At 63.6% G+C, this 13,298-nt stretch carries 13 protein-coding genes; 5 read left to right on the forward strand and 8 right to left on the reverse strand.

Going from position 1 to position 13,298, the window contains the following annotated elements; translation table 11 throughout:
* The 4 genes from FHR27_RS10710 to dnaX form a co-directional block, all read right to left on the reverse strand.
* Positions 1–507 (reverse strand): sigma-70 family RNA polymerase sigma factor, encoded by a 507-nt coding sequence (locus FHR27_RS10710; protein WP_156152771.1) that lies wholly within the window; start codon positions 505–507, stop codon positions 1–3.
* 127 nt (positions 508–634) lie between these two features.
* On the reverse strand, positions 635–1,234 hold the full coding sequence (gene recR / locus FHR27_RS10715) for a recombination mediator RecR (protein WP_042555661.1): 600 nt from the start codon (positions 1,232–1,234) through the stop codon (positions 635–637).
* 182 nt (positions 1,235–1,416) lie between these two features.
* Positions 1,417–1,743, reverse strand: coding sequence for a YbaB/EbfC family nucleoid-associated protein (locus tag FHR27_RS10720; protein ID WP_042555660.1), 327 nt, complete (start codon positions 1,741–1,743; stop codon positions 1,417–1,419).
* Positions 1,744–1,760: 17 nt separating this feature from the next.
* Positions 1,761–3,857, reverse strand: a complete 2,097-nt coding sequence (gene dnaX, locus FHR27_RS10725; RefSeq protein WP_179538559.1) for a DNA polymerase III subunit gamma/tau — start codon at positions 3,855–3,857, stop codon at positions 1,761–1,763.
* Between the two features lie 448 nt (positions 3,858–4,305).
* On the opposite strand from dnaX, the gene FHR27_RS10730 reads away from it, so the two are divergent.
* Together FHR27_RS10730 and FHR27_RS10735 are read left to right on the forward strand one after the other, a co-directional pair.
* Positions 4,306–4,527 (forward strand): hypothetical protein, encoded by a 222-nt coding sequence (locus FHR27_RS10730; protein ID WP_042555658.1) that lies wholly within the window; start codon positions 4,306–4,308, stop codon positions 4,525–4,527.
* 116 nt (positions 4,528–4,643) lie between these two features.
* The gene (locus tag FHR27_RS10735; RefSeq protein WP_042555657.1) at positions 4,644–4,931 is read left to right on the forward strand and encodes a DUF3509 domain-containing protein; all 288 of its coding nucleotides are present in this window, start codon (positions 4,644–4,646) and stop codon (positions 4,929–4,931) included.
* 59 nt (positions 4,932–4,990) lie between these two features.
* On the opposite strand, the gene FHR27_RS10740 is transcribed toward FHR27_RS10735, so the two are convergent.
* Positions 4,991–5,563, reverse strand: a complete 573-nt coding sequence (locus FHR27_RS10740) for a DUF1287 domain-containing protein (protein ID WP_179540083.1) — start codon at positions 5,561–5,563, stop codon at positions 4,991–4,993.
* 181 nt (positions 5,564–5,744) lie between these two features.
* Between FHR27_RS10740 and FHR27_RS10745 the strand changes: the two genes are divergently transcribed.
* Positions 5,745–5,921 (forward strand): PA1571 family protein, encoded by a 177-nt coding sequence (locus FHR27_RS10745; protein ID WP_179538560.1) that lies wholly within the window; start codon positions 5,745–5,747, stop codon positions 5,919–5,921.
* Between the two features lie 12 nt (positions 5,922–5,933).
* On the opposite strand, the gene pdxB is transcribed toward FHR27_RS10745, so the two are convergent.
* Positions 5,934–7,085 carry a 4-phosphoerythronate dehydrogenase PdxB gene (gene pdxB / locus FHR27_RS10750; RefSeq protein WP_042555826.1) on the reverse strand — a complete coding sequence of 384 codons (1,152 nt, stop codon included), beginning with the start codon at positions 7,083–7,085 and terminating at the stop codon, positions 5,934–5,936.
* Positions 7,086–7,254: 169 nt separating this feature from the next.
* On the opposite strand from pdxB, the gene FHR27_RS10755 reads away from it, so the two are divergent.
* The gene (locus FHR27_RS10755; protein ID WP_179538561.1) at positions 7,255–8,655 is read left to right on the forward strand and encodes an MATE family efflux transporter; all 1,401 of its coding nucleotides are present in this window, start codon (positions 7,255–7,257) and stop codon (positions 8,653–8,655) included.
* A gap of 154 nt (positions 8,656–8,809) precedes the next feature.
* On the opposite strand, the gene tusA is transcribed toward FHR27_RS10755, so the two are convergent.
* Both tusA and rlmM read right to left on the reverse strand, forming a co-directional pair.
* Entirely contained in the window at positions 8,810–9,052 is a 243-nt protein-coding gene (tusA, locus tag FHR27_RS10760; protein WP_042555655.1) for a sulfurtransferase TusA, read from the reverse strand.
* Between the two features lie 57 nt (positions 9,053–9,109).
* A complete protein-coding gene (gene rlmM, locus FHR27_RS10765; protein WP_179538562.1) occupies positions 9,110–10,165 on the reverse strand; it encodes a 23S rRNA (cytidine(2498)-2'-O)-methyltransferase RlmM in 1,056 nt (351 codons plus the stop codon).
* A gap of 235 nt (positions 10,166–10,400) precedes the next feature.
* Here rlmM and acnA point away from each other — a divergent pair, with 235 nt between their 5' ends.
* Positions 10,401–13,139 (forward strand): aconitate hydratase AcnA, encoded by a 2,739-nt coding sequence (acnA, locus tag FHR27_RS10770; protein WP_179538563.1) that lies wholly within the window; start codon positions 10,401–10,403, stop codon positions 13,137–13,139.
* The last annotated feature ends 159 nt before the right edge of the window (positions 13,140–13,298 follow it).

A 13,298-nucleotide genomic window follows, 5' to 3' on the forward strand; every position in this document is an offset into this window, starting at 1 on the left:
TCAGCTCTCCACCAGCAACAGGCACTGCAGCATGGCCTGGGCCATGTACTTCTTCACCATGCGCTCGGACACCTGCAGGCGCAGGGCGATGGCGGCGTAGGTCAGGCCGTCCAGTTGCGAGAGCAGAAAAGCCTCGCGCACCTTGCCCGGCAGGCGCAGAAGCATGGCGTCGATGGCCAGCAGGGTTTCGATGATCAGTTCGGCCGCTTCCGGCGAGGGGGCATGCTGTTCCGGCTGCAACGCCAGGGCTTCGAGGTAGGCACGCTCGATCGCCTGGCGCCGCCAGTGATTGACCAGCAGCGAGTGGGCGATGGTCGACAGATAGGCCCGCGGCTCACGCAACGCCGGCAGCTCGCGCTCCTTGCTGAGCACGCGCAGGAAGGTATCTTGCGCCAGATCCGCGGCATTCTCGGCGCAGCCCAGCCGCCTGCGCAGCCAGCCGTTCAACCAGCTGCTGTGCTCGCGATACAACTGTTGCAGGGACTGCTGAGAGGAAACAAGCGACATCGAGCACACCATCACCGCACCTGGACGAGGCATGAATGGTAATGCTTCTCAGAAGCGAATTACAGGGATTCGTAGGCTGCTGATCCGCAGCCTGGGCTGAGCATAGCGATACCCGGGCTACTGCGGCTCAGATGCTGATCGGCCGACGGCCGGCCAGGGCGTGAGCCAGGGTGCCGCCATCCACCAGTTCCAGTTCGCCACCGAGCGGCATGCCGTGGGCGATGCGCGACGCTACCAGCCCTTTACCGGCCAGCAGTTGGGCGATGTAGTGGGCGGTCGCTTCGCCTTCCACGGTCGGGTTGGTGGCCAGGATCACTTCGCTGAACTGGCCTGCCTCGATGCGCTGCAACAGCTCGGGGATACCGATGGCCTCGGGACCCAGCCCGTCGAGCGGCGACAGGTGCCCCTTGAGCACGAAATAACGACCGCGAAAGCCGGTGTGCTCCACGGCGTATACGTCCATCGGCCCTTCGACCACGCACAGCAGGCTGTCGTCCCGACGCGGGTCGAGACAGATCTGGCAGACCTCGTCTTCACTGAGGCTGCGGCACGATTTGCAGTAACCGACCCCCTCCATGGCCTGGTTCAGCGCCTGGGCCAGCCGTACGGCGCCGTTGCGGTCGCGCTCGAGCAACTGCAGGGCCATGCGCTGGGCAGTCTTCTGGCCGACACCGGGCAGGATGCGCAGGGAATCGATCAGTTGGCGGATCAGGGGGCTGAAGCTCATGGCGCGGATGCTCGACGATGAAAGCGGAGAGGTTTGACGGCATAGCGCCGGTACGGACGCTTCGAGGCGAAAGCGGCCATTGACGCAGTATCCGTGGGAGCGGGCCATGCCCGCGATTTTTCGCGCGTATGGCCCGCCCCCACAGCCGTAGGGTGGGCTTCAGCCCACCAGGATCGACTGCTTTAGAACGGCATCTTGAAGCCGGGCGGCAGCTGCATGCCGGAGGTCATGCCGGACATCTTGTCCTGGCTATTGGCTTCGATCTTGCGCACGGCGTCGTTGACGGCAGCGGCGATCAGGTCTTCGAGGATTTCCTTGTCTTCCTGCATCAGGCTGTCGTCGAGGCTGACGCGTTTGACGTCATGACGACCGGTCATCACCACGCTGACCAGACCGGCGCCGGACTGACCGGTTACCTCGGCGTTGGCCAACTCTTCCTGCATCTTCTGCATTTTTTCCTGCATCTGCTGTGCCTGCTTCATCAGGCCGGCCATGCCACCTTTCATCATGATGTTGTCCTCGGTAGTCAGGGATTAACGACGGTATCGACGGGTTCGATGCTGCCCGCACGCACGGAGGCGGCGAACTGCGAAATCATCTGTTGAATCAATGGATCGTTCTGGATCGACGCTTCAGCCTCGCGCTGGCGATTGGCGCGCTTGCGGGCGGCAGCCTGGGCAGGCGTTTCCTGTTCGGGCTTGATCAGCTCGATGTCCAGTTGCAGCTCACGGCCATGGTAGGCATTGAGCGAATCGTTCAGGCGGCGCTGCTGGGTCGCGTTGAACAGTGCGCTATGGGCCGGATCCAGGTGCAGCAGCCATTTGTCACCCTCGACGGCGATCAGGCTGCAGTTGGCGGCGATGCTGCCCGTCATGCCGCCCAGGCCCAGCTTCGGGAACAGCTCGAGCCAGTCCGCCGCCAGGCCGGTAGCCGGCAGCGAGGCAGGCTCGGGTTCGGCTTGTGGCTGCTCGTCGGAGAGCGCATCGGCGAAATCGTAATCCAGGTTCTCGGCATCCATCGCCACGTAGTCGTAGTCACCGGGTGGTGGCTCGTCATCGCTGTCCGGTGGATTCAGGTAGTTGCTGTCGATCACCGGCACGTCGGCCAGCTCGGGAACGGGCAGCGCCACTTCCGGCTCGGGCTCTACGGCCTTGACCGGCTCTTCGACCTTCGGCTCAGGCTGCGCCTGCACGGCGACCGGCGGCGGAGGCGTGTCGTCGACCGGTACTGCGGGTTCGGCGGCCTTGGCCTCGACCGGCACCTCTTCCCACGGCGGAGTGACCACAGGCGCAGGGGCAGCAACGGCCGCGGGCGCAACTGCCGGTGGCGTGATGGCAGCGGCAACAGGTGGCGCTGCTGGCGGCGGCACGGCTGCGGCCGGCGTCGGCACACTGGGGACGACGCTGGCCTGAGGCGCGGCACTGACAACAGGGGCTGACGCAGCAGGCGCTGCGTCGGCCACCGGCGTTGTCTGGGGATCAGCCTTGGCCTGGCTGATCCCCAGTGGCTTTAGCGCCACCCTCGGCGCAGCACCCTCGCCCGCCGGCCTGAATGCCAGCATGCGCAGCAGGACCATCTCGAAGCCACCGCGCGGATCCGGCGCCAGCGGCAGGTCGCGTCGGCCGATCAGGCCCATCTGATAATAGAACTGCACGTCTTCGGCCGGCAGCGCCTGAGCAAGGCCGAGAACACGGTCGCGATCACCCTGGCCGTTGTCCACCGCATCCGGCAGCGCCTGGGCGATGGCCACGCGGTGCAGCACATTGAGCATTTCTGCCAGCACGCCACTCCAGTCCGGGCCCTGTTCGGCGAGCTGACGCACGGCTTCGATCACGCCGCGGGCGTCACCTTCGATCAGTGCATGCAGCACGCCGTATACCTGACCATGGTCGAGGGTACCGAGCATGGCACGCACATCAGCGGCGAGTACCTTGCCTTCACCGAAGGCGATGGCCTGGTCGGTCAGGCTCATGGCATCGCGCATGGAACCGTCGGCCGCACGGCCGAGCAGCCACAGGGCATCGTCTTCGAAAGGAATGTTCTCGGCGCCCAGCACGTGGGTCAGGTGCTCGACCACGCGCTCTGGCGGCATGTTCTTCAGCGAGAACTGCAGGCAGCGCGACAGCACGGTGACCGGCAGCTTCTGCGGGTCGGTGGTGGCGAGCAGGAATTTGACGTGGGGTGGCGGTTCCTCGAGCGTCTTGAGCAAGGCGTTGAAGGAGCTGGTGGAGAGCATGTGCACTTCGTCGATCAGGTAGACCTTGAAGCGTCCGCGGCTCGGCGAGTACTGCACGTTGTCGAGCAGCTCGCGGGTGTCTTCCACCTTGGTGCGGCTGGCGGCGTCCACTTCGATGAGATCGACGAAACGGCCTTCATCGATCTCCCGGCACACCGAGCAGGTGCCGCACGGGGTGGAGCTGATGCCGGTTTCGCAGTTCAGGCACTTGGCGATGATCCGCGCGATGGTGGTCTTGCCCACGCCCCGGGTACCGGTGAACAGGTAGGCGTGGTGCAGGCGCTGGCTGTCGAGTGCGTTGATCAGTGCCTTCAGCACATGGGTCTGCCCGACCATTTCGCGAAACGACCGCGGGCGCCATTTGCGTGCAAGAACCTGATAACTCATTGAAAACCGTCGCCAGAGGAAAGCAAAAGAGGACTAATGCTAGCTCAAATCGGCCTATCAGTGCGACGCCGATTGGCGGACATGAAAAAGATCGGAAACGGGGCTGGCTAAATTTTATACAGTCACGTATAGTCCGTCCCGTTCGTACCACGCTGCAAGTCATTCGGCCTCAAGGCCTTCCCGATGGTTTCCTGGCAATCGGCATCCACAGGATGCACGCACAACCGCCAAGACCCCCTCCTCTGACTGATCTGGCCGTCCCGCTCACGCGTCGACCTTCGCCAGTCTTCCGACGTACAGACCCGCTCTAGCTTTCACCTCAGCAAATAGGTGGAACTTAAAAGCGCGCAGTCCGCTCCGACAAACAATCGTATTGGCCCAAGCCAGTGCCCGGAGCCCTCTTTATATGGCGCGATCATGCGCCCGTAGTATCAGGAAACACCCAAATATGAATACCAACCAACAAATCCAGACCGCCATCCATACCCTGTCCAACGCCTTCGCTCCGCTTGCCTGCCATATCCTGGCAACCCGCAAGGGCAGCTTCAGCTTTACAGTCGTGGACCACACCGGTGTCGCCCAGCACAGCCAGCGCCTTTACCCCGGCCAATACTGCGACGATTCCCTGAAAGGTGTGATCGAACGTGCCCGCCAGGCACTGCGTCGCTGATCTCGCAGGCGAATCTGCAAACAACGTCACGATTAAGGGAGCGAAATAGTAGCCATCGTCGAACTTAATGAATCCTGGTCACTCATAGGTATTCATACTTCAACTGGAGTTCGTCAATGGAAAATAGTAATCGACAGCTTGTCGACCAGCTATTCGCCCCCCTACGCGCCACCTTCAGTCGGCCTCGCCCGGACGGCAGCATCGTTCTCTCCCTGATCGATGAAGCCGATACCACCGCGTACAGCCGGGTGCTGCAGAAGCTGCAGCTGAACGACTCGAACGCTTTCGCCCAAAGCCTCGAAGACATCCGCCTCGAGCTCGCCGTCAGAGCCGGCAACATCCCGGCAGAAATGCGCAAGATGCTCAAGGAACAGGACAGCGTGATCAGCTACCACCACGCCTGATACGTGTCCGCAATGAAGCCCCGCAGCCTGACCGGCGCGGGGCTTCGTCGTTTCTGGGATCAGCCGGCCGGGAAGCGGTAATGACCCGTGATGGTGAAACGAAACAGAATGGCCTCCTCCCGGGTGCCAGCGCCGATGTTGTGCAGGATCAACGGCTCTCCGGTCGACGAGAGTCCATCGGAAACGATGCCGATATGGGTGAGGCCGCGCCCCAGATCCCAGGTGACGATATCGCCCGAACGATAATCGCGGGCTTCCCGACTGACCTGCAACGCCATGCCCTGGCGCCGGAACCAGGTCATCAGATTGGGCACCCGGCGATGGTCGATATTGCGATCGGGGCGGCTCAGCCCCCAATGCTTCGGATACGCGGCAAAATTCGCCGCCATGTCGATATGCACCGCTTTCTGCAGATCCAGGCCCTGCAAGCGCAATGCGCGGATCACCACATCGGTGCAGACACCGGTCTCCATCGGCACATCACCGCCAGGGTAATCGATGCCCCGGTAAACGGGATCGTAGGCAAGGGTCACACCGACCTGCTGACGAGCCCCATCCACCAACTTCGCCGGCTCCACGGCAAATACCTGCAGGCTCAGCAGACAGCTCAGCAGCAATAATGATGATCTCAGCACGCCATGCTTCCCTCTCAAGCCAAAACCGTTCGCCGGACACTCTTCTTTATCCGGTAATTTTTTGCGACAGTATGGGTGGGCAAGGTTGAAGCCATATTGGGATGCCCCCCATCGCCAGATAACGTCGCCAAGCATAGATGCCCGGCAGACAGTGCGAACACCTGATGAGGAAACCACGATGAGCAGCCCTGACGAGCAACACGCCAATCAAGCCAGTGCGGAGTCGGAAACCACCCATGGTGCCGTGATCGATCCTCGCGGCCGGGAAATCCCGATCACCGAAAGCATGATCCAGCAAGCCTGCAGCGAGCTGGACAAGCAGTGGGTCAAGCCCAGGGACGAAAATCCTGCCTGACCGTCACCGCTATCAACGAGCGCTGATCACGCGTGCCCCCAGCGCCGTGATCAGCGCATGCAGCCCCTGATCACTGCCACGTAGTTCCACCTCCAACCCTTCTATTTCGCGCCGCATCGGGTACTGCTTGCGCAGCAGGTCGAAGCCGGCCTTGCGTGCCTGCTCGTCCGCGACCAGGCTGCGACGCAGGTCAGCGTCATCGCGGCGTGGGTCGTAGACCGCACGGCACAGCGTCGCCAACGCCCAGGCAGGTTCGCTTCCGGCACCGATGCTGAGGCGCGGCAACCAGCGCTCGGGCGTCAGGGCGTCCAGTTGCACCTGCGGCGAGATGCCCTGGTGTCGGCAGAACGCGTCATGGATCTGCGCAGTGCCACGCAGCTTGCCGTCCAGGCTGTAACCGGCGATGTGCGGGGTGGCGATATGGCACAGCGCAGCCAATGCTGGCTCCACCAGCGGCTCGCCTTCCCAGACGTCCAGCACCACATGCAGATCGGCCCCTTGCTGCAGATGCTCACGCAACGCAGCGGTATCCACCACCGCACCGCGACTGGCGTTGATCAGCCAGGCGCCGGGACGCAGCCGCCGCAAGCAGTGCGCATCGATCAGATGCCGGGTGGCGAACTCAGCGTCGCGCGTCAACGGCGTATGCAGGCTGATCACGTCGCATTGCTCGACGATCTGCTGCAGGTCGACGAAGTCCCCGCCTTCGGCGCGCTGGCGTGGCGGATCGCAGACCAGCACCCGCCAGCCCAGGCCGCGCAGCACACGCACCAACCGCTCGCCGACCTGGCCTGCGCCGACCACACCGTAGGTACGCTGTGGCAGGTCGCTGCCCAGGCGCTCGGCGAGCACCAGCAGGCTGCCCAGCACGTAGTCCACCACGCCACGGGCGTTGCAACCCGGTGCGCTGCTCCAGGCGATGCCGGCCTCGGCGAGATATTCCAGATCCAGGTGATCGGTGCCGATGGTGCAGGTGCCGACGAAGCGCACCTGGCTGCCTTCCAGCAGCGCACGATCGACGTTGGTTACCGAGCGCACCAGCAACAGCTCGGCATCGCCAACGGCGGTACGATCGATGGCACGACCGGGTAAGCGGCGAATCTCGCCGAAACCGGCGAAGAACTCATCGAGCAGGGGAATGTTTTCGTCGGCGACTATGCGCATGGGAATCTCCGCAATCAGGCAGGCATTGTAACCGGATGCACTGCTCGGGCTCTGCACGAAAAACAACCGGGCTTCGGCTGGGCGGCGCCGGAAACCGTTCTCCGGCGCCTTTCCTGACCGATCCGTCAACGCGTAGACTGTGCGGTTTTCCACGGATCACGGAACCCCGATGCCTGCATTCTCCCGCCTGCAGCGCGTACGCACCGAGTTGCGCACGCTGCTGGCTCTGGCCACGCCGATCATCATCGCGCAACTGGCGTACACCTCCATCGGCTTCGTCGACACGGTGATGTCCGGGCGCTTCAGCGCCCGCGATCTGGCGGCGGTAGCGCTGGGTAATTCGATCTGGGTGCCGGTATTCCTGCTGATGACCGGCATCCTGCTGGCCACCACGCCGAAAGTGGCGCAACGCTTCGGTGCCGGGCAGCTTGGGGAGATCGGCCCGCTGGTGCGCCAGGCACTATGGCTGGCCCTCGCGGTGGGCTGCATGGCCGGCATCGTGCTGTGGAACGCCGAGTTCGTCCTGCGCCTGATGAAGGTCGATCCGGACCTGATCGAGCCCGCCATGGGCTACCTGCACGGCGTGGCGTTCGGCTTTCCCTGCGTGGCACTGTTCCATGTGCTGCGCTGCTACAGCGACGGCCTGGGCCGTACTCGCCCCGCCATGGTGGTGGGCCTGTTCGGGTTGTTGCTGAACATCCCCCTGAACTACGTACTCATCTACGGCAAACTCGGTTTGCCGCCGCTCGGCAGCGTGGGCTGCGGTTGGGCCACGGCACTGGTGATGCTGTTCATGCTGTCGGGCATGATCTGGTGGATTCGCCGCGCACCGGCCTATCGAGACACCACGCCGCTGCAGCGCTTCGACCCGCCGAGCTGGCCGTTGATCAAGCGCCTGCTGGGCATAGGGTTGCCAATCGGCATCTCGGTATTCGCCGAGTCGAGCATCTTCGCGGTGATTGCGTTGCTGATCGGCGGGCTGGGCGCCACGGTGGTCGCCGGGCACCAGATAGCCCTGAACTTCGCCTCGCTGGTGTTCATGATCCCCTACTCCATCGGCATGGCCGCCACGGTGCGCGTGGGCCAGGCCCTGGGCCGTGGCGAGCCGCGTGAGGCGCGCTTCGCCGCCGGGGTGAGCATGGTTACCGCGCTGGCTTATGCCTGCGTGTCGGCCAGTTGCATGCTGCTGATGCGCGAGCAGATCGCACAGATCTACACCCCCGCACCCGAAGTGATCGCCCTGGCCGCCAGCCTGATCGTCTACGCCGCTTTGTTTCAGTTCTCCGACGCCCTGCAGGTCACCGCCGCAGGCGCTCTGCGCGGTTATCAGGACACCCGGGCGACCATGATCATGACCCTGTTCGCCTACTGGGGCATCGGCCTGCCGGTCGGCTACCTGCTCGGCCTGACCGACCTGTTCGGCCCGGCCAGCGGCCCCGCCGGGCTCTGGGAAGGGTTGATCGTCGGCCTGACCTGCGCCGCCCTGATGCTGACACTGCGCCTGAAAAGCAGCGCCAAGCGGCGGATCTGGCTGGCCGCGGCGCCGGGACGCGAAAGCAGCCAAGCGTGAATTGACAGCAAGAAGGCGGTAGCCGCCGTTGATTGCGGGGCGCCAATTGGTGGACTGAAGCGGATCGCCGCCCGGCCCACCCTACGGTTAGATGCGCGGCTGTAGGATGGGCTTTAGCCCACCAAATCGAAGGTCCGCTAACGCCTTGCAGCGCTCAATCGGCTTTCTTGCGGATCCAGTACAGATAAGTTTCTGCGTCCTGGGCCTGGTCCACCAATTCGTGGCCGAGAAACACGCAGAACTTGGGGATGTCACGGCGAGTCGAGGGGTCGGTGGCGATCACCTTGAGCAGGCCACCGGCCGCAAGGTCGCGCACTTTGTTGTGCAGCATCATCACCGGCTCCGGGCAGAACAGCCCGGTAGCGTCGAGGGTGTCGTCAGGTGTTGAATCCAGCATCAGGGGCTCCGCGAATATCGAATCGTCTAGTCAGTAGCGTGCAGGCAGCGCGACGCCTTATTTGCCCAACCGCCGCAGGTGGCAGGTCACTTCCTCGCGGTCGTGATACAGCTGCTTGCAGGCGATGGAGACTTTGACCTTGCGTGCCGCCAGCCCGTCGGAAATGCGCTCGAGCAGGCGCCGTACCTCAGCGTAGCGCTGCTTCATCGGCAGTTTCAGATTGACCACCGCTTCGCGGCAATGTCCCTCGCCGATCCAGGTTTCCAGCAGTGCGGCACTGCGGGCGGGCTTCTCGACGATATCGCAGACCATCCAGTCCACTGGCTGCCTGGGTTTCCAGGTGAAACCATCGACCATCAAGTGCTTCACCAGGCCCGTTTCCATCAGGCTCTCGGCCATCGGACCATTGTCGATAGCGGTCACCAGCATGCCACGGCGTACCAGTTGATAGGTCCAGCCGCCGGGTGCGGCGCCAAGGTCAACGCCGGTCATTTCGCCCGACAGACGCTCGTCCCACTGTTCGCGGGGGATGAAGGTGTGCCAGGCCTCTTCCAGCTTCAGGGTCGAACGGCTTGGTGCTTCACGGGGGAACTTGAGCCGCGGAATGCCCATGGGCCAGATTGCCGAGTTGTTCGCCGCGGCCATGCCCAGGAACACTTCACGGCCACTCTTGAACGTCAGCAACAGGCGTGGTGCCCGGCCATCCTCCACCAGTTTGCCGGCAGCCGTCAGGGCCTTGCGTAGCGGACCTTCGAATTTCTTGCAGAAGCCGGACAGCTCCTTGCCGTCGTTGGTGTCCAGCACCTCCAGCCACAGGCTGCCAAAGGCCGGCAACGGCGCCAGGTGCTCGAGCAGCACGCTGATGCGGTCCTTCTCGGGCAGCTCGACGAAACGCCCCCGAGCCCACTGACGGATAAAGATCAACTGACTGAAACGCAGCCCCGCCATCAGGCGCTCGGCGCCCTCTGCATCAGCGCAGATGAACTCGGCGCAGGCGCTATCGGGCTTGGCCTTGGCGTAGCCGGGTACGTCGAGAAGGGCCGCATGTTCGGAGATTTCCGAACACACCTCGTTTTCGAAACCGGGGCGGCAGTGCAGCAACAAAGTCTTCATCAGGGCTCTCCTTGGGCCGCGCATGATAGCGAAAACTGGAACCCGCGGCGCCTGCCCCCTGTCCAGTGAACAGAATCCCGGCATTTACCGGCCCCGCCACACAGGCGTTTCACGCCCGGCGCAAGACCGGACCACGGCTCATCGCAAGCCGTAAGGGAATTAGTGCGCAGAGTTGGAGAGAACCTCTGCCAAAACCAGAACGGCTTGTACCGTGCAAGCCACGAGGAGATGCACGATGCCTTCCATCGATAGCCTGAACTGCCGCCGCACACTGGACGTGGACGGCAAATCCTACGACTACTTCAGCCTGCCCGAGGCCGCCAGGCAACTGGGCAATATCGACAAGCTGCCAGTTTCGCTGAAGGTCCTGCTGGAAAATCTGCTGCGCTGGGAGGACGACAAGACCGTCACCCGCGACGACCTGCAGGCCATGAGCGACTGGTTGCAGAAACGCGGCTCGGACCGCGAGATTCAATACCGCCCTGCCCGCGTATTGATGCAGGACTTCACCGGCGTACCCGCGGTTGTCGATCTGGCGGCCATGCGCGACGCCATGGCCAAGGCCGGCGGTGACCCGCAGAAGATCAATCCGCTGTCCCCGGTAGACCTGGTCATCGACCACTCGGTGATGGTCGACAAGTTCGCCACGCCTGCGGCATTCGGCGAAAACGTCGAGATCGAAATGCAGCGTAACGGCGAGCGCTATGCGTTTCTGCGCTGGGGCCAGAGCGCCTTCGACAATTTCAGCGTGGTCCCGCCAGGCACCGGCATCTGCCACCAGGTCAACCTGGAATACCTCGGCCGCACCGTGTGGACGAAGGAAGAAGACGGCACCACCTTCGCCTACCCCGATACCCTGGTCGGCACTGATTCGCACACCACCATGATCAACGGCCTGGGCGTGCTCGGCTGGGGCGTCGGCGGCATCGAAGCGGAAGCGGCGATGCTCGGCCAACCGGTGTCCATGCTGATTCCCGAAGTGATCGGCTTCAAGCTGACCGGCAAGCTCAAGGAAGGCATCACCGCCACCGATCTGGTGCTGACGGTCACCCAGATGCTGCGCAAGAAGGGCGTGGTCGGCAAATTCGTCGAATTCTACGGCGACGGCCTGGCCGAACTGCCCCTGGCGGACCGCGCCACCATCGCCAACATGGCACCGGAATATGGCGCCACCTGCGGTTTCTTCCCGGTCGACGAGATCACCCTGGGCTACCTGCGCCTCTCCGGCCGCCCCGAGGAGACTGTGAAGCTGGTCGAAGCCTATTCCAAGGCACAGGGCATGTGGCGCAACGCTGGTACCGAGCCGGTATTCACCGACAGCCTGTCCCTGGACATGGGTGAGGTGGAAGCCAGCCTGGCCGGCCCGAAGCGTCCTCAGGACCGTGTCGCCCTGCCGAAGGTCAGCCAGGCCTTCGAGGATTTTCTCGGCCTGCAACTCAAGCCCAGCGGCAAGGAAGAAGGCCGCCTGGAGAGCGAAGGCGGTGGCGGCGTGGCAGTTGGCAACGCCGCGCAGAACGAAATCCACTACGAGATGGACGGCAAGCGTCATCCGCTCAGCGATGGTGCCGTGGTGATCGCGGCAATCACTTCCTGCACCAACACCTCCAACCCGAGCGTGATGATGGCTGCCGGCCTCTTGGCCAAGAAGGCGGTGGAAAAAGGCCTGCAGCGCAAACCCTGGGTCAAGAGCTCGCTGGCTCCAGGCTCCAAGGTGGTGACCGAATACTTCGCTGCTGCCGGGCTGACCGAGTACCTCGACAAGCTCGGTTTCGATCTGGTCGGCTACGGCTGCACCACCTGCATCGGCAACTCGGGCCCGCTGCCCGATCCGATCGAGAAGGCCATTCAGGAGCATGATCTGACCGTGGCCTCGGTGCTGTCCGGCAACCGCAACTTCGAAGGCCGCGTGCATCCGTTGGTGAAAACCAACTGGCTGGCCTCGCCACCGCTGGTGGTCGCCTATGCCCTGGCCGGCAACGTGCGGATCAATATCGCCGAGGAGTCGCTGGGCGAAGACCGCGACGGCAAGCCGGTGTACCTGCGCGATATCTGGCCGAGCCAGAAAGAAATCGCCGAGGCGGTACAGAAAGTCGATACCGCCATGTTCCGCAAGGAATACGCCGAAGTATTCGCCGGTGACGAGCAGTGGCAAGCCATCGCCGTGCCCGAAGCCGATACCTACACCTGGCAGAACGACTCCACCTACATCCAGCACCCGCCCTTCTTCGAGGCTATCGATCAGGCGCCACCGGCCATCACCGACATCGCCAATGCACGCATCCTCGCGCTGCTCGGCGACTCGGTGACCACCGACCACATCTCGCCAGCCGGTAACATCAAGACCGACAGCCCAGCTGGCCGCTACCTGCGCGAGCAAGGCGTGGAGCCGCGTGACTTCAACTCCTACGGCTCGCGCCGCGGCAACCATGAAGTGATGATGCGCGGCACCTTCGCCAATATCCGCATCCGCAACGAGATGCTCGACGGTGAAGAAGGTGGCAACACCGTGCATGTGCCCAGCGGCGAGAAGCTGGCCATCTATGACGCGTCCATGCGCTATCAGCAGGAAGGCACGCCGCTGGTGGTGATCGCCGGCAAGGAATACGGCACCGGCTCGAGCCGCGACTGGGCCGCCAAGGGCACCAACCTGCTGGGCGTGAAAGCGGTGATCGCGGAAAGCTTCGAGCGCATCCACCGCTCCAACCTGGTGGGCATGGGTGTGCTGCCACTGCAGTTCACCGACGGTGCCGACCGCAAGAGTCTCGGTCTGACCGGCAAGGAGACCCTGGCCATCAAGGGCCTGGACGGCGTCGAAGTACGCCCGCACATGCCGCTGACGCTGGAGATCACCGGTGAAGACGGCAAGCAGCGCAGTGTCGAGCTGCTCTGCCGCATCGACACCCTCAACGAAGTGGAGTACTTCAAGGCAGGCGGCATCCTGCACTACGTGCTGCGCCAGCTGATCGCCGGCTGACAGCGCTGCAACGGGCGCCGCAAGGATGCGGCGTCCTCTGCCATCCGTAGCCCAGGTCGAGCGCGGCGACACCCGTGAATGCGCTCACGGGCACCATCACCCCTCCAATTACCCCCTCCTCCGCTCTCCCCATACGCCAATAGCTCCAGCCACCTGACG

The sequence above is a fragment of the Pseudomonas flavescens genome, assembly GCF_013408425.1.
Lineage (GTDB): Bacteria > Pseudomonadota > Gammaproteobacteria > Pseudomonadales > Pseudomonadaceae > Aquipseudomonas > Aquipseudomonas fulva_A.